Source organism: Planomonospora antibiotica, from assembly GCF_014647955.1.
GTDB lineage: Bacteria > Actinomycetota > Actinomycetes > Streptosporangiales > Streptosporangiaceae > Planomonospora > Planomonospora parontospora.
Genome location: NZ_BMQE01000001.1, coordinates 367,949 through 386,547, shown reverse-complemented (window position 1 = coordinate 386,547; position 18,599 = coordinate 367,949). Strand labels below are relative to the sequence as shown.

Annotated in this window: 20 protein-coding genes; 6 read left to right on the top strand and 14 right to left on the bottom strand. The window is 73.8% G+C overall.

From position 1 onward, the window contains the following. Nucleotides 1-68: 68 nt before the first annotated feature. From IEZ06_RS01775 to uraD, 6 genes are all read right to left on the bottom strand, one after another. Nucleotides 69-1,529 (bottom strand): 8-oxoguanine deaminase, encoded by a 1,461-nt coding sequence (locus IEZ06_RS01775; protein WP_229797700.1) that lies wholly within the window; start codon nucleotides 1,527-1,529, stop codon nucleotides 69-71. A gap of 71 nt (nucleotides 1,530-1,600) precedes the next feature. After that, nucleotides 1,601-2,086: a (2Fe-2S)-binding protein gene (locus IEZ06_RS01770; RefSeq protein ID WP_189234860.1), complete on the bottom strand. Its 486-nt coding sequence runs from the start codon at nucleotides 2,084-2,086 to the stop codon at nucleotides 1,601-1,603. After that, nucleotides 2,086-2,961, bottom strand: a complete 876-nt coding sequence (locus IEZ06_RS01765; RefSeq protein WP_189234911.1) for an FAD binding domain-containing protein — start codon at nucleotides 2,959-2,961, stop codon at nucleotides 2,086-2,088. Before IEZ06_RS01765 ends, IEZ06_RS01770 begins: the two co-directional genes overlap by 1 nt. A 12-nt stretch (nucleotides 2,962-2,973) precedes the next feature. Further along, nucleotides 2,974-3,870, bottom strand: a complete 897-nt coding sequence (gene pucL, locus IEZ06_RS01760; protein WP_189234859.1) for a factor-independent urate hydroxylase — start codon at nucleotides 3,868-3,870, stop codon at nucleotides 2,974-2,976. 1 nt (nucleotide 3,871) lies between these two features. Next, the gene (gene uraH, locus IEZ06_RS01755) at nucleotides 3,872-4,186 is read right to left on the bottom strand and encodes a hydroxyisourate hydrolase (protein ID WP_189234858.1); all 315 of its coding nucleotides are present in this window, start codon (nucleotides 4,184-4,186) and stop codon (nucleotides 3,872-3,874) included. After that, entirely contained in the window at nucleotides 4,183-4,758 is a 576-nt protein-coding gene (uraD, locus tag IEZ06_RS01750) for a 2-oxo-4-hydroxy-4-carboxy-5-ureidoimidazoline decarboxylase (RefSeq protein ID WP_189234857.1), read from the bottom strand. The genes uraH and uraD overlap by 4 nt, the downstream gene beginning before the upstream one ends. Before the next feature lie 308 nt (nucleotides 4,759-5,066). Between uraD and IEZ06_RS01745 the strand changes: the two genes are divergently transcribed. Continuing rightward, nucleotides 5,067-5,909: a deoxyribonuclease IV gene (locus tag IEZ06_RS01745; protein ID WP_189234856.1), complete on the top strand. Its 843-nt coding sequence runs from the start codon at nucleotides 5,067-5,069 to the stop codon at nucleotides 5,907-5,909. A gap of 574 nt (nucleotides 5,910-6,483) precedes the next feature. Here IEZ06_RS01745 and IEZ06_RS01740 read toward each other — a convergent pair. Together IEZ06_RS01740 and IEZ06_RS01735 are read right to left on the bottom strand one after the other, a co-directional pair. Next, nucleotides 6,484-7,242: a LytR/AlgR family response regulator transcription factor gene (locus IEZ06_RS01740; protein WP_189234855.1), complete on the bottom strand. Its 759-nt coding sequence runs from the start codon at nucleotides 7,240-7,242 to the stop codon at nucleotides 6,484-6,486. A 240-nt stretch (nucleotides 7,243-7,482) separates the two neighbouring features. Then, entirely contained in the window at nucleotides 7,483-8,103 is a 621-nt protein-coding gene (locus IEZ06_RS01735) for a sulfite oxidase-like oxidoreductase (protein WP_189234854.1), read from the bottom strand. A gap of 345 nt (nucleotides 8,104-8,448) precedes the next feature. Here IEZ06_RS01735 and aroF point away from each other — a divergent pair, with 345 nt between their 5' ends. The 3 genes from aroF to IEZ06_RS01720 all read left to right on the top strand — a co-directional run bounded on the left by aroF (nucleotide 8,449) and on the right by IEZ06_RS01720 (nucleotide 10,638). Beyond that, nucleotides 8,449-9,486, top strand: a complete 1,038-nt coding sequence (gene aroF, locus IEZ06_RS01730) for a 3-deoxy-7-phosphoheptulonate synthase (protein ID WP_189234853.1) — start codon at nucleotides 8,449-8,451, stop codon at nucleotides 9,484-9,486. Between the two features lie 287 nt (nucleotides 9,487-9,773). Beyond that, the gene (locus IEZ06_RS01725; protein ID WP_189234852.1) at nucleotides 9,774-10,019 is read left to right on the top strand and encodes a hypothetical protein; all 246 of its coding nucleotides are present in this window, start codon (nucleotides 9,774-9,776) and stop codon (nucleotides 10,017-10,019) included. Between the two features lie 334 nt (nucleotides 10,020-10,353). Further along, nucleotides 10,354-10,638, top strand: a complete 285-nt coding sequence (locus IEZ06_RS01720; protein WP_189234851.1) for a YiaA/YiaB family inner membrane protein — start codon at nucleotides 10,354-10,356, stop codon at nucleotides 10,636-10,638. 17 nt (nucleotides 10,639-10,655) lie between these two features. Here IEZ06_RS01720 and thiI read toward each other — a convergent pair whose 3' ends face one another. Together thiI and IEZ06_RS01710 are read right to left on the bottom strand one after the other, a co-directional pair. Then, the gene (thiI, locus tag IEZ06_RS01715; protein WP_189234850.1) at nucleotides 10,656-11,858 is read right to left on the bottom strand and encodes a tRNA uracil 4-sulfurtransferase ThiI; all 1,203 of its coding nucleotides are present in this window, start codon (nucleotides 11,856-11,858) and stop codon (nucleotides 10,656-10,658) included. Nucleotides 11,859-11,964: 106 nt separating this feature from the next. Next, the gene (locus IEZ06_RS01710) at nucleotides 11,965-12,594 is read right to left on the bottom strand and encodes a response regulator (RefSeq protein ID WP_203871709.1); all 630 of its coding nucleotides are present in this window, start codon (nucleotides 12,592-12,594) and stop codon (nucleotides 11,965-11,967) included. 173 nt (nucleotides 12,595-12,767) lie between these two features. On the opposite strand from IEZ06_RS01710, the gene IEZ06_RS01705 reads away from it, so the two are divergent. Continuing rightward, nucleotides 12,768-13,373 (top strand): hypothetical protein, encoded by a 606-nt coding sequence (locus IEZ06_RS01705; RefSeq protein WP_189234848.1) that lies wholly within the window; start codon nucleotides 12,768-12,770, stop codon nucleotides 13,371-13,373. Here IEZ06_RS01705 and macS read toward each other — a convergent pair. After that, complete coding sequence (gene macS, locus IEZ06_RS01700; RefSeq protein ID WP_189234847.1) at nucleotides 13,327-14,472, bottom strand: MacS family sensor histidine kinase; 1,146 nt, start codon at nucleotides 14,470-14,472, stop codon at nucleotides 13,327-13,329. The genes IEZ06_RS01705 and macS overlap by 47 nt on opposite strands. Nucleotides 14,473-14,552: 80 nt before the next feature. Between macS and IEZ06_RS01695 the strand changes: the two genes are divergently transcribed. Next, nucleotides 14,553-15,407, top strand: coding sequence for an MHYT domain-containing protein (locus IEZ06_RS01695; protein WP_189234846.1), 855 nt, complete (start codon nucleotides 14,553-14,555; stop codon nucleotides 15,405-15,407). 51 nt (nucleotides 15,408-15,458) lie between these two features. On the opposite strand, the gene IEZ06_RS01690 is transcribed toward IEZ06_RS01695, so the two are convergent. The 3 genes from IEZ06_RS01690 to wrbA form a co-directional block, all read right to left on the bottom strand. Next, entirely contained in the window at nucleotides 15,459-16,484 is a 1,026-nt protein-coding gene (locus IEZ06_RS01690) for a 6-phosphofructokinase (protein WP_189234845.1), read from the bottom strand. A 243-nt stretch (nucleotides 16,485-16,727) separates the two neighbouring features. Continuing rightward, entirely contained in the window at nucleotides 16,728-17,684 is a 957-nt protein-coding gene (locus IEZ06_RS01685; protein WP_189234844.1) for a lactonase family protein, read from the bottom strand. Between the two features lie 73 nt (nucleotides 17,685-17,757). After that, on the bottom strand, nucleotides 17,758-18,375 hold the full coding sequence (wrbA, locus tag IEZ06_RS01680) for an NAD(P)H:quinone oxidoreductase (RefSeq protein ID WP_189234843.1): 618 nt from the start codon (nucleotides 18,373-18,375) through the stop codon (nucleotides 17,758-17,760). Nucleotides 18,376-18,599 lie beyond the last annotated feature (224 nt).

Sequence of the window (18,599 nt, the reverse complement as noted above, 5' to 3'; positions counted from 1 at the left end):
CGTGCGGCCCTGCCCGGTGCGAGCGGGCAGGGCCGCACGCCCGGATCCGGTGATGTGGAGCACCATCATCACATTTGTCCCGGCAAAGGTCCGACCTCCCCGGCGGTTGCGAGCCCCTGCTCCTCCGCCAGACGCATGAGGCGGCGGTGGGCGGCGCCTCCCGCCCTGCCGAGCTCGTCCTGGGCCACGGTGCGCAGCTCGTCGTCCGCCACGACCGTCTCCCCGCCCACCAGCAGCCGGGCCAGCGGCGGCTGCCGGGTGCCGAGGACGAGGGCGGCGACCGGGTCGGTCACGGCCGAGGCGAAGGGGGTGTCCGTCCGCCAGAGCGCGACGTCGGCGAGCTTGCCCGGCTCCAGCGAGCCGATCTCGGCCTCGCGGCCGAGGTTGCGCGCGCCGCCGAGGGTGGCGATCTCCAGGGCCTGGCGGGCGGTCAGCGCCGCGGGACCGTACCGCGCCCGCTGCAGGAGCAGGGTCTGGCGCATCTCGCCGGACATCGAGGTCAGCTCGGCGGAGGCGCTGCCGTCCACGCCGAGGCCGACGACGGCGCCGCGCCGGAGCATGTCCGCCACCCGCGCGATGCCCGCGCCGAGGCGGCCGTTGGAGCTGGGGCAGTGCGCCGAGCCGGTGCCGGTCTGCGCGAGGACGTCGATGTCGGCGTCGCTGAGGTGCACCGCGTGGGCGACCCACACGTCCGGGCCGAGCCAGCCGAGCCTCTCCATGTAGCCGACCGGGCGCAGCCCCAGCTGCGCCAGGCAGTGCTCCTCCTCGTCCAGGGTCTCGGCCAGGTGGGTGTGCAGCCGCACGCCCTTGTCGCGGGCCAGCGCGGCGGCCTCGGTCATCAGGTCGGCGCTGACGGAGAACGGCGAGCAGGGCGCGACCGCGATGCGCAGCTTCGACGAGAAGGACGGGTCGTGGTGGGCGTCGATCGCCTCGGCCGTGGCCGCGAGGATGTCGTCGAGCCGTTCGACCACGCTGTCCGGCGGCAGCCCGCCCGCCGAGCGGCCCCGGTCCATCGAGCCGCGCGCGGGGTGGAAGCGCACGCCCACCTCGCGGACCGCCTCGATCTCCGCGGCGAGCAGGTCGCCGCGGCCCTTCGGGAAGACGTAGTGGTGGTCGGAGGAGGTGGTGCAGCCGGACAGGGCGAGGAAGCCCAGGCCGGCGCCCGCCGCGCCGTGCACGACCTCGGCGTCCATCGCCGCCCAGACGGGGTACAGCGCCACCAGCCATTCGAAGAGCGTGGCGTCCTGGGCGAGTCCCTGGCTGGCCCACTGGTAGAGGTGGTGATGGGTGTTGACCAGGCCCGGGGTGGCCAGGCAGCCGGTCCCGTCGATCCACTGCACCCCCTGCGTGGCGCTCATCGCCGGGGCCGGGCCGGGGCCGAGGGCCGTGATCCGGTCGCCGTCGATCCTGATGTACCCCCGGGGGATCTCCTCGCCGGCCACCGGGGCGATGTACGCGTTCTCGATCAGGACGGTGCCCCCGCGCGGGCCTCCGCCCGCGCCCGCGCCCGCACCCGTGCTCCGGCTCACGCCCGCGCTCCGGCCCGCGCCCGTGCTCCGGCTCACGCCCGTGCCGCCGGGCGCGGGAGCCGCCGCCGGGCTCACCGGCGGGCCTCCCCGCGCCCCGCCCTGCGGGCCGCGGCGAGCCGCACCGCGTCGAGGATCTTCTCGTAGCCGGTGCACCGGCACAGGTTCCCGGCGAGGGCCTCGCGGATCTCGGGGTCGGAGGGGCGCCCGGTCCGCTCGATCAGGTCGTGCGCCTGGACGACGAGGCCGGGGGTGCAGAACCCGCACTGGACGGCGCCGCACTCGACGAAGGCCCGCTGGACCTCGTCGAGCCGGTCGCCGTCGGCGAGCCCCTCGACGGTGCGGACCTCGCGGCCCTCGGCCTGGCCGGCCGCGACCAGGCAGGCGCAGACGGTCACGCCGTCGAGGTAGACCGTGCAGGAGCCGCACTCGCCCTGCTCGCAGGCGTTCTTGGAGCCGGGCAGGCCCAGGCGCTCGCGCAGGACGTACAGCAGGCTCTCGCCCTCCCAGACGTCGTCGGCCGTCCGGCGGCGGCCGTTCACGGTGAAGGTGACGCGCATCAGCCGGTCCTCCTCTCGGGGCCCGCGGCCCGCAGGTCGTTCCAGGCCCAGGTCAGGGTACGGCGGGCCAGCACGGCCAGGGCGTGCCGGCGGTAGGCGGCGGTGCCGCGCACGTCGTCGATCGGGGCGGCGGCCCCGGCCACCAGCTCTCCGAAGCGGACGAGCACGGCCTCGTCGAGCGGCCCGTCCCAGTCGAGCTCGGCGGCCAGGAACTCCTCGGCGGCGGCGGCCCGGCGGGGGGTCGGGGCGGCCGAGCCGACGCCGGTGCCCACCCGCCGCTCACCGGGGCGGAGCACCAGGGCGAACGAGCAGACCGCGATCACCATCGCGTTGCGGGTGCCCACCTTGGAGAAGTACTGGGGTCCGGTGGCCGGGTGCGCCCAGAACGCCCGGATCAGCTCGTCGGGCTCCAGCGCGCTGCGCTTGACGCCCAGGTAGAACTCCGTCGCGGGGATCATCCGCACGCCGCGGGCGGCGGACTCGACCTCGATGACCGCGTCCGCGGCCAGCAGCGGCGGGTGGCCGTCCCCGGCGGGGGAGGCCGCCCCCAGGTTGCCGCCCACGGTGCCCCGGTTGCGGATCTGCGGCGAGCCGACCGTCCGCGCGGCCTGTGCCAGGCCCGGCAGCCGGTCGCCGAGCTCGTCGATCAGCCGCGTGTACGGCACGCCCGCGCCGACCCGGAGCCGGCCGTCCTCCTCGGCGGACCAGGCGGCCAGCTCGGCGACCCGGTTCAGGTCCAGGAGCGCCTCCGGGCGGCGGACGGCGAAGTTGATCTCGACCATCACGTCGGTGCCTCCCTGGACGGGCAGCGCCTCCGGCCGCTCCGCCTTGGCGGCCAGCGCCTCCGTCCAGTTCCCGGGCCGCAGGAAGTCCATCGCCGTCACCCGTCAGTCCCACGCGAAGCCGGCGCCGGGGGCGCCCTCGGACAGGACCGCGCCCTCGATCAGCCCGTAGGGGCGGTCGGCGGCGTAGAAGACCTCTCCGGGGTTGTCCAGCCCGAACGGCTCCAGGTCCACCGGGAAGTGGTGCCGGTTGGGCAGCGCGAGCCGTACCTCGCAGATCTCCGGGCGGGTCTCCAGCGCCCTCCTGCCCATCGCGTAGAGGGTCTGCTGGAGGGAGAGGCTGTGCGTCTGCGCGAACGCCTCCAGCAGGCAGCGCCGTACCTCGGCGTGGGACTTCGCGTAGGAGCCGCCGGGGGGCGGGTCCGGCGAGGCGTGCCGCCAGCGCGCCGTCACGGCGGTGGCCAGGATCCGGTCGGTGGCGGGCGCCAGGGTGGTGTACTCGTCGCGGGCGAACCCGTGGAACTCCGAACCGGTCGTGTTCATGACCGTCAGGTCCGCCAGGCCGGAGACCACGGTGGTGCGGCCGTCGGCGTCGTGGTGGACGACGCAGGTGCGCACCCCGGCGCCCGAGCGGACGAAGGAGTGCCGCCGGTCTCCGGGGTCGCCCGCGGGCGTGATCCGGTCCCAGGAGTACTCCTCGATCTCCACCCGGGCGTGCCGGATCGGCGGCTGGGAGCCGACGTGGTGCCGGGCCAGCAGGAGCGCGAACTCCTCGATCTGGTCCACCCCGTGCCTGCGGGCGAAGGCGTAGACGGTGTTCTTCTGCGTGTCGGTCGGCAGCACCGCGGAGTTGTCCCCGGTCAGGTGGGCGTCCTCCATGTCGCCGGAGAGCGCCGTGCTGACGTTGAGGTCCTTGAGGTGGTGGACGCCACCGTCGCGGGTGACGCGGACCAGACGGGTCTCCGCCTTGCCGTAGCGGTTGGGGCCGAGGACGACGGGCACGCTAGCTCCCCCTGTAGGTCGAGTAGGCGAACGGGCTCAGCAGCAGCGGCACGTGGTAGTGCTCGTCCGGGTCGCCGACCCGGAAGGCGACGCACACCTCCGGATAGAAGGAGTCCGTGCCGCGCGCGGCGAAGTAGGCGCCGGTGTCGAAGACCAGCCGGTGCACACCCGGCCCCGGCCGCCATCCCTCGATCCGGCCGTCGGCGTCGGTACTCCCCTCCGCGACCGGCGTCCCGTCGTCCGCCAGCAGCCGTACGGCGACGCCCTCGGCGGGGCGGCCGACCGCCGCGTCGAGCACGTGCGTGGACAGGCTCATGGCCCCTCCCCCAGCAGTCTCACCAGCCGCAGCAATGTGATCTTCTCCAGTTCGGCCCGGACGGTCCGGCGCTCGGTCTCCTCGTCGCAGGCCAGCCTCCCCCGCAGGCGCTCCAGCAGCTCCGCGGCCGACAGGCCGGTGGCGCAGACCAGGTAGACGTGGCCGAAGCGCTCCTCGTAGCGGCGGTTGCCCTCGGCGAGCGCGTCGAGCACCTCCCGTCCGGCCCCGGCCGTGCCGGACTGCTCGCGGCGCGACCAGGCGGACTCCCGGCCGGCCCCGGCGGCGCGCTCGCCGATGCGCGGGTGCGCGGCCAGCGCCCGGAGCACCTGCGGCCAGTCCAGCTCCCGTACGGCCGCGCCCGCCGCCGCGGTCAGCCCGGCGAGGTCCCGGTAAGGGCGCCCCGCGGCGACGGCGCGGGCGAAGGCCGGCGAGGCGCAGCACGCCAGCAGCCCGGCCTCCGCCTCGGCGGCGCCGAGCGCGTTGAAGCCGGCCAGTCCCGCCGGGGACCCTCCGTCCGGCCCCGTGCCCGGCCCCGTTTCCGGCCCCGCACCCGGCTCCGTGTCCGACTCCATGTCCGGCTCCGTTTCCGGCTCCGTGTCCGACTCCATGTCCGGCTCCGTTTCCGGCTCCGTGTCCGACTCCATGTCCGGCTCCGTTTCCGGCTCCGTGTCCGGCTCCATGTCCGGCCCCGTGTTCGGCATGGCAGCAGTACACACACCGGCCCCGGCCCGCCTCTTCGGCGGATCCTGACCAGAGGCGCCCGGCTCCGCGGCAGATGCTGCCAACGGACACGTCCGGGGATCCGCCCCCGCGCTGCGACCGTCCACTCCTGTCACCCTTCCCGGAACCGTCGCGGTCAGCGCCTAGACTGGGCGGCATCATGACTTCTCTCTCCCTCATCGGCGGGCACGTCTCCGTCACCGGAGGCCTGGCCAAGGGCGGACTGCGGTCCGCCGCGGACATCGGCGCCGAGATGATCCAGGTGTTCGTCACCAACCCCCGCGGCTGGGCCCTGGCCGCGGGCGACCCGGTCCAGGACGAGCTGCTCCGCGCGTCGGGCACGGTGACCTTCGTGCACGCCCCCTACCTCGTCAACCTCGGCACGCCCAGCGCCGACACCCTGGAGAAGTCGGTGGCGACCGTACGGCACGGCCTGCAGCGCAGCGCGGCCATCGGCGCCAGGGGGCTGGTCGTGCACACCGGGTCGGCGGTGAGCCAGACCCGCGACGAGGCCCTGCGCCAGCTGCGCGAGCGCCTGCTCCCGCTCTTGGAGGAGCTCCCCGACGACGGCCCCGACCTGCTGCTGGAGCCGATGGCCGGGCAGGGCGGGATGCTCTGCGCGACCGTCCAGGAGCTCGAGCCCTACCTGGCGGCGCTCGACTGGCACCCCAAGGCCGGCATCTGCCTGGACACCTGCCACGCCTTCGCCGCCGGCCACGACCTGTCGACCGCGGAGGGGGTGCGGGAGACCCTCGACTGCCTGCACGCGGTCGCGCCGGGCCGGCTCCGGCTGATCCACGCCAACGACTCCAAGGACGTGTGCGGTTCCAAGAAGGACCGGCACGAGAACATCGGCGCGGGCCACATCGGCGCCGCGGCGTTCGCCGAGCTGATGCGCCACCCGGCGGCCGCCGGGATCCCGCTCTGCATCGAGACCCCCGGCGGCGCCGACAAGCACCGCGAGGACATCGAGCTGCTGAAGAAGCTCCGCGACGAGCTCTGACGGCTCCCGGCCCGCGATCCCGGCCGCTCGGCGCCGTCTCCCGGTCGCTCCGGGGCCCCGGCCCGCTGCCGTCCGGGGCCCTCTGCCGTCCGGCGGCGCCCTGCGCCCCGCCCGCCGCGGTCCGGCGGCGGCACGCGCCCCGGCGGCGCCGGGACACCCCGCCGCCGGGGATGCGACGGACGCCCGGCCCGCGATCCGGCCGCCCCCGTGGGGCCGGATCACGCCTCGGCCCGCGAGCCGTCGCGGGCGTCCCCCTCACACCGGAGACCGCCGGACCCTCCCCCCCGGGTTTCAGGGTCCGGCGGCCGGGCGGCCGTCCACCGCCGCCCACCCGGAACTCCACCCGCCAGATCCTGCGAGCCCTGCGGCTCCGTCCCCCCTGGCCGGGCGGATCGACTCTCCGATGCAGGAACACTATGGGGGTGCCTGATCAGGGGAAACCGGCTTTCGGGGCAGCGCGCTGAACGGTGTGTAGTTATCGGCGTACGGAGAGTGGCGACACGACGAGCGGTCATCGGGCTACGACGAACGGTCCTCCGCACCGCCGGAAGACTCCACACCCACCATCACCGGCTCATGTCCCGGCGACCGGAGGCCGGCCCTGGAACTGGCGGACCAGCTGCTCGCGGACCTGCCGGGTGTGGCGGCGGCTGATCGGCAGCGTCTCGGTGCCGACCTGGAGCACGGCCCTGCCCCCGTCGAAGCGCATCTCCTTGACGTGCCGCGCCGACACCAGCGTGCTGCGGTGGATGCGGATGAACCCCGCACCGGACCAGCGCCGCTCCAGCGCGGCCAGCGACATGCGGATCAGGTAGCTGCCGTCGACGGTGTGCAGCCGCACGTAGTCCCCCCGGGCCTCGGCGAACCAGACCGACTGCCGGGGGACGAACCGGGTCCGCCCGCCGAGTTCGACCGGGATGACGTCCTCCGGACCCGGCGCGGGCGCCACCGCCGCCGGCAGCGCGGCCTCCAGCCGCCGGACGGCCTCCGCCAGCCGGTCGGCGCGCACCGGCTTGAGCACGTAGTCCACCGCCTCCAGGTCGAACGCCTGCACGGCGCACTCCTCGTGGGCGGTGACGAAGACCAGGCGGGGCGGCCGGGGGAACCCGGCGACGAGCCTGGCCAGGTCCAGGCCGTCGAGGCCGGCCATCCGGATCTCCAGGAAGAGGCCGTCCAGCCGCTCCCCCGCGCCGATCATCGCGACCATGTCCTGCAGCGCCCGGACGCCGCCGGAGGCGGTGGAGACGTGCTCGATGCGGGGATCCTGGCGGAGCAGGCGGGCCAGCTCCGCCAGGGCGGGGATCTCGTCGTCGACGGCCAAGACGCGCAACATGGCCCACACGTTGCCCACTGGGCACCGGGACCGCAAGCGATACGGCGAGCAACGGGTAAAGATCCGGCTACAACGCGTCATCCCGGCCGCGTTCCCGGGAGGCGCGGGACCCCGGCCCCGTTCCGGAGGAGGCGCGGGGCTGCGGATGACCGGGTCCGCCCGCCCACCGGCGCGCCCGGACCGGGTGGACGGCGCCCCCGGGCCGGCGGGGCGCACCCGCCGCGCCCGTCCCGCCTCCGATCAGGGCGGGCCTTCGCCCGGCTCCTCCTGGTACGAGTAGCGCTGCTCCCGCCACGGGTCGGCGATGTTGTGGTAACCGCGCTCCTCCCAGAAGCCGCGCCGGTCCTCCACGAGGTACTCCACGGCGCGCACCCACTTGACGCTCTTCCACGCGTACAGGTGCGGGACGACCGCCCGGACCGGGTGGCCGCGCTCCGGCGAGAGGGGCTTGCCGTCCAGCTCCGTCGCCAGCAGGGTGTGCTCCCGGGCGAAGTCGCTCATCCTGACGTTGGCGCTGTAGCCGTACTCGCCCCAGATCATCACGTGCCTGGCCGCGGGCGCGGGCGGGGCGATCTCCAGCAGCGTGGCCGCGGACACCCCGGACCACTCGTTGCCCATGATCGAGAACTTGGTGACGCAGTGGAAGTCCGCCAGGACCGTCGTGCGGGGCAGTCCGGAGAAGCGCTCCCAGGAGAAGCGGTGCGGTTCGCCCGACGCGGTCGCCCCCATGACCTGCAGCTCCCACGTCGCCGGGCGGAAGGCCGGCACCCTGCCGTAGTGGATCACCGGACGCCCTCTGGGGACGTACTGCCCGGGGGGCAGGCGGTCCTCCTCCAGCGGATCCTGGGTCCGATCCACCATCACTCCCCTCGCCGTTTCCCCGTTGGCACGGGGGCAATCCTGCCACCGCCCGTTTCCCGGCGGACGGGCGGCTCCCTCTTTGCCCGGACGCCGCGCGCCGCGGGACCGCGCGTTCCGCCAGATGAGACGGGAGCGCCCGCGAGGCGGCGGGTGCGCTAGCATTCCGGCGATGCGTACCGTGTTCTGGTTTTGGTATGGCGACGGACCCGTGGGTCGGACCGTTCGCCTCCAGATGCTGCGCTGACAGCCAGGCGAACGCGAAGGCCCCGGGTCCGGATTTCGGACCCGGGGCCTTTTCGTTTTCCCGCAGGCCGCTCACCCCGGCCGCTCACGACAAGGAGAGACATGGTCATCGTCATGGCCCCCGAGGCCACCCGGGAAGACATCGAGACGATCGTGGAGGTCATCACCGCGGCGGGCGGCAGCGCGTTCGTCAGCCGCGGGGTGAACCGTACGATCATCGGCCTGGTCGGCGACGTCGCCCAGTTCGGTGCGCTGAACCTGCGCGGCATGCGGGGGGTGGCGGACGTGATGCGGGTGACCGCGCCGTACAAGCTGGTCAGCCGCGACAACCATCCGGAACGCTCCACGGTCCGCGTCGGCGGTGTGCCGATCGGGCCCGGCACCGTGACCCTGATCGCCGGCCCGTGCGCGGTGGAGACCCCGCAGCAGACCCTGGAGGCGGCCGAGATGGCCAAGGCCGCCGGGGCCACCCTGCTGCGGGGCGGCGCCTACAAGCCGCGCACCTCCCCCTACGCCTTCCAGGGCCTGGGCGAGGAGGGGCTGCGCATCCTCGCCGACGTGCGCGCGGCGACCGGGCTGCCGATCGTCACCGAGGTCGTCGACGCCCACGACGTCGACCTGGTCGCCTCCTACGCGGACATGCTGCAGATCGGCACCCGCAACGCGCAGAACTTCGCACTGCTGCAGGCCGTGGGCGGGGTCGGCAAGCCCGTCATGCTCAAGCGCGGCATGAACGCCACCATCGAGGAGTGGCTGATGGCCGCCGAGTACATCGCCCAGCGCGGCAACCTGGACATCGTGCTGTGCGAGCGCGGGATCCGCACCTTCGAGACCGCCACCCGCAACACCCTGGACGTCTCGGCCGTCCCGGTCGCCCAGCGCCTCTCCCACCTGCCGGTCATCGTCGACCCGTCCCACTCCGGCGGCCGCCGCGACCTGGTCCTGCCGCTCACCCGCGCCGCCATCGCGGTCGGCGCCGACGGTGTGATCATCGACGTCCACCCCCACCCGGAGCAGGCTCTGTGCGACGGCCCCCAGGCCCTGGTCAACGGGGACCTGCGGGAGCTCGCCCGGGTGATGCGCCAGCTCCCGCCGCTGCTGGGCAAGAGCGCGGTCGGCGACGCCCTGGCCTCCGCCTGACCGGTGGCCGGCGGCCCGGCGGCCCGGCGGCTCAGTGGCCCGGCGGCTCAGTGGCCCGGCGGCTCAGTGGCCCGGTGGACGATCCGTAGACGAGGTGATTTTTCATCACTCACGGCACTTGTTCACTATTAGTAGTTGATTAGTAACTATATGTGTTCAAAGTGCGAGTGGCGGGTATTGAGGTTCCGGGACCGGCTCCGTCCCCGCCGAGAGGCGGCCAGGAGGGAGCCGGAGACGATCGAGTTCCGGTCCGCGACGGGCCGGACGGAGAAAGGAAACCCAGTTCCATGAGCAAGACCTTGTCTCGCATCGCACTCACCGGTGTCGCCGCGGCCACGCTGGTGCTCTCCGCCGCCTCCGCCGCCCTGGCCGGCGGCTACCAGACCGGTGGCTGCGGCGGCGGCTTCGGTTTCGGCGGCTACGGCGGCAACTCCTACTACAACGCCAACCAGTCGGCCGCCGGCCCGCAGGGTGCCGCCAGCACCAACCTGTGCACCGGCACCGGAGGCGGTCTCTACGGCGGTCTGTGGTAGACCGCCGGTTCTCCATAAGGCGCGCAGGCGAGGCCCCGTCCGGTGCGGACGGGGCCTCGCCCTGCGCGCGAAGGGCCTTCCGCCCCTCGCGGCGCGGACCGCCGCACGTACTCGTGACTCCTCCGCTCCCTGAAGGGAGCGGCTTCTCGCTTTCCTCTGCCGAGGTGGGCGACGGACAAGCCCTGCCCGTTTCAAGCAAAAACACCGTAACAGGGAAGCGACTCCCCTGCCGGGTGAACCCGGCAGTCCCCTCGCTAGATCTGACGGACGACTCACGGACGACTGAGTATCCGCACGGACGCGCCGCCCCTCCCGGGGCCGGATCCTGGACGGCATGACGAAAGCGATCCAGCCCAAGAACACCGGCGCCTTCTACGTCCAGGCGGTCCTGTCCTTCGGCGTGTCCGTCTCAGCCGTCGCCATCGGCCTGGCCTACCTCCCGGTGGACACCTGGGTCCGCGCCTTCCTGTCCATCGGCGTCCTCTACGTCGTGACCTCGACCTTCACCCTGGCCAAGTGCGTGCGCGACCGCCAGGAGCTCTCCGAGGTCACCTCCAGGGTCGACCAGGCCCGCCTGGAGAGGCTCCTGGCCGAGCACGACCCCTTCAAGGTCGACTGACGGCGGGGGCGGGGTCCTCAGCCCTCCAGCTTGTACTCCTGCAGGGAGTCGGCCAGCTGCACGGCGAGCTCCTCGGCGTCGAGGCGCTTCTCGATCTGCTTCAGGTCGGCGATCTTGGCCGCCGTCTCGGCCCGCCGGGGCGCCAGCAGCGTGCAGCAGTCCTCGTCCGGGAGCTCGGAGATCGCCAGGGTGCCGATGCGGCGGGCCTCCGCCATGATCTCGGTCTTGTCGAGGCCGATCAGCGGGCGCAGGATCGGCAGGTCGACCGCGTCGTCCTGGGCGGTGATGTTCTGCAGGGTCTGGGAGGAGACCTGGCCCAGGGAGTCGCCGGTGACCAGCGCCCCGGCGCGGAGGCGGTGGGCGACCTCCTCGGCGGTCTTCAGCATCAGGCGGCGCTGGGCGATGACCGCCAGGCGGTCCTGGCCGGAGGCCTTGATGGACTGCTGCGCCTTGCCGAACGGCACCACCCACAGGCGGGACCTGCCCTGGAACTTGTCCAGCGCGCGCACCAGCGCGTACGCCTTGTAGATGGACTCGGAGGTGGTGAAGGGGATGCCGGAGAAATGCAGGAAGTCCACTCTCAGGCCCCGGCGCATCATCCGGTAGGCGGCGACCGGGGAGTCGATGCCGCCGGACATCAGGACCAGGCCGCGCCCGCTGGTGCCGACCGGCAGGCCGCCCTGGCCGGGCAGCCCGTCGGTGTGCACGAAGACCTCGTCGCGGTCCACCTCGATGGAGACGACCAGCTCGGGGTTCTTCAGGTCCACCGGGAGGCCGTAGATGTCGTTGAGCTCGCCGCCGACCGTGCGGTCGAGCTGCATCGAGGTCAGCGGGAAGCGCTTGTCGCGGCGGCGGGAGCGCACCGCGAAGGAGACCCCGCGCTTGACGTCCTCGCGGTCGGCGAGCAGCTCGATCGCGGCCTTGAAGACGGCGTCGGGGTCCTTGGCGACCCGCCAGGCCCGATGGATCCAGACCAGGCCCGGCACGTAGGCGACCCGCTCGGCGACCGCGTCGGCGGTCTCGGCGCTCGTCCCCTCCGGCAGGAACAGCGCGATGACGCCGTGGCGCTGCCGCACGTCCACCTTGAAGCCGAACTCCTTCAGGGCCGCCTTGATGTTGGCCTGCAACCGCTGCTCGAAGACCTCGCGGTTGTTTCCCTTCAGGACGACCTCGCCCAGCTTGAGCAGAACGCAGGGCTCGCCCAGTGCGGACACGGCCATGGTGGAACCTCCGGTGGAGCGTCGGGGGAAGGGTCGTGGGGCGACCGCCGGGTGTCGCGGGCGGCCGTCAACAGGCAACGCCGCGCCGGGGCCACTTTAGTCCCGCCTACGACCCGTCGAGGCCCTGCTCGATGGCGTAGCGGACGAGTTCGACGCGGTTGTGGAGCTGGAGCTTGTTCAGCGTGTTCTGGACGTGGTTCTGCACGGTCCGGTGGGAGAGCACGAGCCGCTCGGCGATCTGCCGGTAGGACAGCCCCTTGGCCACCAGGCGCAGCACCTCGGTCTCCCGCTCGGTCAGGCGCGGCCCCTCCGCCGGAACGGGCCGGGCGGCCAGCCGGCGGTACTCCCCCAGGACCAGGCCGGCCAGCCCGGGGGTGAACACCGCGTCGCCGTCGGCGGTGCGCCGGACGGCTTCGAGGAACTCCTCACGGCTCGACGACTTCAGCAGGTAACCGGACGCGCCGGCCTTGACCGCCTCCAGCACGTCGTCCTGCTCGCCGCTGGCCGACAGCACCAGCACCCGGGGCGGCGCGTCCGCGGCCGCCAGCCCCCGGGCCACCTCCACCCCGGACAGGTCGGGCAGCTGCAGGTCCAGCACGACCACCTCGGGCCGTACGGCCGCGGCCACCCGGAGCGCCTGCCGGCCCTCGCCGATCGCGGCCACCACCTCGTATCCCGCCTCGGCCAGGTCCCGCGCCACCGCGTCCCGCCACATCGGGTGGTCGTCCACCACCATCACCCGCATCCGGCCAGCGTATTACCGCGCGGAACCGCCGTCCCGCCCCGGCCCCGCCGGACCGGTGGAGCCGGGGCCCCCGGAAGCCGGGCGGATGGCGAAAAAATGGCCCGCGGGCGGGATATCCCTCCACGGAAGGCGGAGATGGATCCGGACGAGCCGGGAGGAGTGACATGACGAGACGCTTCAGGATGTTGCTGGTGGCCGCGCTGGCCCTGACCGCCTGTTCCTGCGGCAACGAACGGCTCGCGCCGGAGATCGGCCAGGAGGAGATGGCCCCGAACGACGGCGGGAACGGGTTCCAGGACGGCATCGCGATCAGGAACGTGATCCTCGTGGGCGGCTCCGCCGGGAAGGCGCTGGCCTCCGGTGCCGGGGCCCCGCTGCACATGGTCCTGATCAACAACCGGACCGCCCCCGACCGGCTCGTCGCGATCAGCGCGCCGGGCGTGTTCCAGGGGGCCGATATACCCGGCGGCGGCGTCGACCTGCCGGTCCGGCAGCCCGTCGGCACCGGCCCGGTGCCCATGGCCCTGCTGACGGGAGCGAGCAGGCAGCTGTCCGTCGGCGGATTCGTCCCCGTGGAGCTGCGCTTCCAGCAGGCCGGGACGGCCCGGCTGGAGGTTCCGGTGATGCCGGCCACCGAGTGGCGGACCACGCTCTCGCCCTGGCCCTCGGCCCCGGCGGCCCCCTCCCCGACCTCTCCGCTCAACCCCACCCCCGGGGCGCCGGTCAGTCCCTCGCCCACCGCTCCGGCCGGTCCTTCACCGACGGGCTGACCGGGACGGACATCTCGATCTCGGTGCCGCGTCCGGGGCCGGACACCATGGTGACCGTCCCACCCAGGTCGGCGATCCGGCCCCGGATCGACTGGGCGACGCCGAGGCGGCCCTCGGCCTCGGCCTGCTCCAGGCGGCCGGCGGGGATGCCCGGCCCCTCGTCGCGGACCGTCACGGTGACCGTCCCGCCGTCGTCCTCGGCGAAGACCCAGGCGGGGGCCCTCGCCCCGCAGTGCCGTACGACGTTGTCCAGGGCCGCCCCCGCCGCCGCGGCCATCTCCTCGGCGGTCCGCGCGGGCAGCGTCAGCGGGGTGGCCGGGGTGGAGACGGTGACCGTGCCCGAGGAGTACGCCCGCAGCAGGACGCCCAGGTCGGCGGTGCCCGCCGCGGGCGCCTCCGGGCGGAGCCTGACCAGTTCCCGCAGGGCGGCCTCCTGCTCTCCGGCGAGCCTGCCCAGCTCCGCCGCCTCCCCGCCGAGCCGCAGGCCGCGCCGCTGGACCAGCGCGAGCACCTGGAGCACGGAGTCGTGGATGCCGCGGGCGAGCCGCTCACGCTCCCGGCCCGCCGCCTCCAGCTCGATCGCCTGCTGCATGCGGGCCTCGGCCTGCCGGGCCAGCCGCGCGACGTGCCCGACCAGCACGCCCGCCAGGAAGAGCAGCACGGTCCCGTTGACCGGCAGGTCCCCGGCGCCGGAGCCGAACACGTCGCGCGTCCACAGGTCGGCCAGCGAGACGATCGCCGCGGCCGCGGCTCCGGCCCGGCGTCCGCCGTGCACGCCCCAGGCCAGTACGGCGCCGCCCATCCAGGTGGCGGTGATCGGCATGCTGCCCTGCTGGTGGGGGCCCTGGATCGCGGGTGTGCTCAGCAGGCAGCCGACGGTCACGAGCATGTCGGCGGCGAGCAGCGGCCGGCCGCGGAGCTCCTCGACGGAGTAGGCGAAGATCGTCGCCACGGTCCACAGGGCCATGACTCCGATCACACTCCAGCCGGCCGCCGGGTGCTCGTAGCCTCCGGCGCGGACGAGCAGAAGCGCCGCGTAGCCGAGGGAGGCGACGCGGAAGACCGCGACCGTCCGCCAGAACGGGACTTCCATCCCCATCGACACCCGAGCCCCTCAACCGTCACATATGTCCACTAAGGGTAATAATGGGGTAATTCCCTCTCGCAAAGAACTGGACCATGTCTCACGTCGACCACTTCTCCCACGGCCTGGTGACCCCCGTACTGGCCTACCTCATGTCGGGGGTCGGCTGCATGCTCGGCCTCATGCTCACCGCCAGGGCGCGGACGGCCGAGGGCCCCGCACGGGCGCGCTGGCTGATCGGCGGCGCGCTGTCCATCGGCGGCACCGGCATCTGGGTGATGCACTTCGTCGCCATGATGGGCTTCTCCGTCGACGGCTCGCAGATCCGCTACGACGTGCCCCTCACGGTCGGCTCGGCCGTCCTGGCGGTCGCCGTGGTCGGCGCGGGCCTCTTCATGGTCTCGTACGGCGGGCGGAGGACCGCGGCGCTCCTCGGCGGCGGCCTGCTCACCGGGCTGGGCGTGGCCGGCATGCACTATCTCGGCATGGCCGCGATGAACATGCCGGCGCACGTCTCCTACGACCCGGCGCTCGTCGGCGCGTCGGTGGCGATCGCGATCGCCGCCTCCACGGTGGCGCTCTGGTTCGCCCTGCGGGTGCGCGGCGTCCCGGCCACCGGCGGCGCGGCGCTGATCATGGCCGTCGCGGTCTGCGGCATGCACTACACCGGCATGTTCGCCATGGACGTGCAGCCGACGGCGTCCCCGGTCCCGGTCGGCGGGGCGCAGGGCGTCGACTTCCTGCTGCCGCTGCTGGCGCTGGTCGGCCTGCTCACCCTGGGCCTGCTGCTGAGCGTCGTCCTGTCCCCCTCCGAGCAGGAACTGCGGGAGGACGCCGAGGTGATGGCCCGGCTGGACGGCCGGGTCACCGAGGGCTTCCCCGCCCTCCCGCGGACCGGGGCCGCCCCCCGCCCGGAGGATCCGTCGCTGTTCGACCCCTCCGGACGGTGAGGCCCGGCCGGCGCCGCGGGCCCGGGCGGGCCCCGGCGCCGGGACGCGGGCTCAGCCGAAGAAGACCTCGGCCTCCTCGTAGCGGCCGGGCGGGACGGTCTTCAGCTCCTTGGTGCCCTCCTGCAGGGGGACGCGGACGATGTCGGTGCCCTGCAGGGCGACCATGACGCCGAACTCGCCGTCGTGCACCGCGTCGATGGCCTGCAGGCCGAAGCGGGTGGCGAGCACCCGGTCGAAGGCCGTGGGCGTGCCGCCCCGCTGGATGTGGCCCAGCACGGTGGTGCGGGCCTCCTTGCCCGTGCGCTTCTCGATCTCCTTGGCGAGCGTCTCGCCGATGCCGCCCAGCCGGACGTGGCCGAAGGCGTCGAGCTCGCCCGCCTGCAGCGCCATCTGGCCCTCGACGGGGTGGGCGCCCTCGGCGACCACGATGATGGGCGCGTAGCGGGTCTTGAAGCGGGACTCGACGTAGGCGCAGACCCGGTCGATGTCGAACGGCTTCTCCGGGATCAGGATGACGTTGGCGCCCGCGGCCATGCCGGCGTGCAGCGCGATCCAGCCCGCGTGGCGGCCCATGACCTCGCAGATCAGCGCGCGGTGGTGGGACTCGGCGGTGGTGTGCAGCCGGTCGATCGCCTCCACCGCGATGTTGACGGCCGTGTCGAAGCCGAAGGTGTAGTCGGTGGCGTTGAGGTCGTTGTCGATCGTCTTGGGCACGCCGACGACCTTCACGCCCCGCTCGAAGAGCTGCGTGGCGACGCCGAGCGTGTCCTCGCCGCCGATGGCGATCAGGGCGTCCACCCCGGTCTGCGCGAGGTTGTCCTTGATCTTCTCGACGCCGCCCTCGATCTTGATCGGATTGGTCCGCGAGGAGCCGAGGATCGTGCCGCCCCGGGGCAGGATGCCCCGCACCGCCTGGATGTCCAGCGGCATGGTGTCGCCCTCCAGCGGGCCGCGCCAGCCGTCCCGGAATCCGACGAACTCGTGGTCGTAGACTCCCACCCCCTTGCGCACGACGGCACGGATAACGGCGTTCAGGCCGGGGCAGTCGCCGCCCCCGGTCAACACTCCAATACGCATGGCATCCTCCGGTGGTGGTTCCGAGGTGATAAGGCCAGACTAAGCGGGGTGACACGACCGGCGGGGATCTCCCACGCCGACGCATGGCATTCTGCCTCCACAGCGGCCCAGTGGTCTAGACCAAAAGGCGGTCGGCGTCCGCGCGCCGTCCGCCCCGGGGCCGCGGACGGGCACCCGCCGACCGCCGCGCGACCGCGGCGCCCGCACCCCGGCGGGCGCCCGCCCTCCACCCCGCCGCGGCGCTCACGTCCCCGGCAGCGGGAGCACGCACGACGGCGTGCCGCTCTCGAAGACCGCCTCGGCCCGCTGGGGCACCCCGTCCTCCATCGGCAGTACGGCGACGCCGCCGGAGTTCTGGTTGGCCACGTACATCCGGTCGCGCGCGACGGCGAAGTGCCGCGGCCAGGCGCCCCCGCAGGACACCTCGGCGACCCTCTCCAGACCGGGCGCGGACAGCACCGCGATCGTGTCCGGCCCCCGGTTGGCGACGTAGACGAACCGCCCGGACACCTCCAGGTGGGAGGGGTGGTTCTCGGCCCCGGTGCCGCTGGCCGCCGTGACCGCGGTCTCCCGCCAGTCGGAGTCGTAGGCGCGGACCGTGCCGTCCAGTTCCCCGGCCACGTACCAGCGGTCCCCGGCCCGGGCCAGGTGCCGGGGGCCCATGCCGGCCGCGAGCCGTACCGGGCCGCCGGGGTGCGGGGCGACCTCGCGGCCGCCCTCGACCGTGAAGCGGCGGACCTCGTCGGCGCCCAGGTCGGTCACGTACAGCACGCCGTCGGGGCCGAAGGTCGCCTGGTGGGCGTGGGCGCCCTCGCGGTAGGGGAAGGTCTGCACGGTGGTGAGCAGCCCCGCCTCGTCGATGCCGTGCACGCTCACCGTGCCGTCGCCGTAGTTGGCCACCGCCAGCAGCGTGCCCGCCGGGTTCACGGCCAGGTGGCAGGGGAACGAGCCCTCGCTGGGACGGCTGCCCAGCGGCGACGGCACGCCGTCCGCGCCCCGGGCGAAGACCTGCACGGTGCCCTGCTCGGCCTCGCCCACCGCGTAGAGCACGGGGAGGCGCGGGTGGACGGCGAGGAAGGACGGCCCCGGAGCCGCCGTCGCGCCGCGCCGGGCCAGGCCGTCCAGCTCCATCAGCACGATCCCGGCGCCCGACCCCCCGGTGTCCGGGGTGTATCCGCCGACATACGCGATCTCCGCCATGATTCTCCCGCCGTCATCGACTCTTGACCGGTCCGTGACCTTAGCGCAGTCACCTCGCGGCGGGTCCCAGGGGTCAGCCCGCGGCTCCGGCCTTCAGCCGCCCGGCGATGGTCACCACCCGCCTGGCCATGTGGTCCAGGGCCGTGTACTGCACGTCGGTCAGCGGGTCGCTGTTGGTGCCGCCGGTGACGTGGGAGACGCCGTAGGGGTTGCCGTCGGCGAACTTCGACGGGTCCGTGTAGCCGGGCGCCACCACCAGCCCGCCGAAGTGGTGGATGGTGTTGTAGAGGGCCAGCAGGGTGGACTCCTGGCCGCCGTGCGCGGTCATGGTCGCGGTGAACCCCGCGTAGACCTTGTCGGCCAGCATCCCCTGCGACCACTGGGGGCCGAGGGTGTCGATGAACTGCTTGAGCTGGCTGGAGATGTTGCCGTAGCGGGTCGGCGTCCCCAGCAGCACCGCGTCGGCCTCCACGATGTCGTCGGGCACCGCCTTCGGCTCGTTCTTGGTGTCGTCGAAGTGCTGGCTCCACGCCGCGTTGGAGGCGATCGCCTCCTCCGGCGCCAGCTCGGGCACCTGGCGGAGCCGGACCCGCGCGCCCGCCTCCTCCGCTGCGCTCGCCAGCCGCTTGGCCATCGCGTGGACGGTGCCGGTCGAGGAGTAGTAGATGACGGAGACTCTCACATCGGTCACGGGTCTGCTCCCTGTCAGGCGGGCGAGCCGCGGAGAAGCGCGGCGAGGAGGCGGGGAGGCGAACCCGGGCGCTCCCCGCCCCCGGCACCTACCCCCGGCCGGTGACCGGCGATCCCGCCCGATCCGGATCCGGACGCGCCGCAGACCGATTCCGGGACGGGGATCTCCCCGCGCGCCCCCTCCGGCGCCTCCCGGCCCCGGAGGGGGAAAGGCCACGGGCGCCC

Coding starts and splice junctions, on each gene's coding strand:
- IEZ06_RS01770 (WP_189234860.1), bottom strand. CDS start 2,086: ATGCGCGTCACCTTCACCGTGAACGGCCGCCGCCGGACGGCCGACGAC.
- IEZ06_RS01765 (WP_189234911.1), bottom strand. CDS start 2,961: ATGGACTTCCTGCGGCCCGGGAACTGGACGGAGGCGCTGGCCGCCAAG.
- uraH (WP_189234858.1), bottom strand. CDS start 4,186: ATGAGCCTGTCCACGCACGTGCTCGACGCGGCGGTCGGCCGCCCCGCC.
- uraD (WP_189234857.1), bottom strand. CDS start 4,758: ATGGAGTCGGACACGGAGCCGGGTGCGGGGCCGGAAACGGGGCCGGGC.
- IEZ06_RS01745 (WP_189234856.1), top strand. CDS start 5,067: ATGACTTCTCTCTCCCTCATCGGCGGGCACGTCTCCGTCACCGGAGGC.
- IEZ06_RS01740 (WP_189234855.1), bottom strand. CDS start 7,242: ATGTTGCGCGTCTTGGCCGTCGACGACGAGATCCCCGCCCTGGCGGAG.
- IEZ06_RS01735 (WP_189234854.1), bottom strand. CDS start 8,103: ATGGTGGATCGGACCCAGGATCCGCTGGAGGAGGACCGCCTGCCCCCC.
- aroF (WP_189234853.1), top strand. CDS start 8,449: ATGGTCATCGTCATGGCCCCCGAGGCCACCCGGGAAGACATCGAGACG.
- IEZ06_RS01725 (WP_189234852.1), top strand. CDS start 9,774: ATGAGCAAGACCTTGTCTCGCATCGCACTCACCGGTGTCGCCGCGGCC.
- IEZ06_RS01720 (WP_189234851.1), top strand. CDS start 10,354: ATGACGAAAGCGATCCAGCCCAAGAACACCGGCGCCTTCTACGTCCAG.
- thiI (WP_189234850.1), bottom strand. CDS start 11,858: ATGGCCGTGTCCGCACTGGGCGAGCCCTGCGTTCTGCTCAAGCTGGGC.
- IEZ06_RS01710 (WP_203871709.1), bottom strand. CDS start 12,594: ATGGTGGTGGACGACCACCCGATGTGGCGGGACGCGGTGGCGCGGGAC.
- IEZ06_RS01705 (WP_189234848.1), top strand. CDS start 12,768: ATGACGAGACGCTTCAGGATGTTGCTGGTGGCCGCGCTGGCCCTGACC.
- macS (WP_189234847.1), bottom strand. CDS start 14,472: ATGGGGATGGAAGTCCCGTTCTGGCGGACGGTCGCGGTCTTCCGCGTC.
- IEZ06_RS01695 (WP_189234846.1), top strand. CDS start 14,553: ATGTCTCACGTCGACCACTTCTCCCACGGCCTGGTGACCCCCGTACTG.
- IEZ06_RS01690 (WP_189234845.1), bottom strand. CDS start 16,484: ATGCGTATTGGAGTGTTGACCGGGGGCGGCGACTGCCCCGGCCTGAAC.
- IEZ06_RS01685 (WP_189234844.1), bottom strand. CDS start 17,684: ATGGCGGAGATCGCGTATGTCGGCGGATACACCCCGGACACCGGGGGG.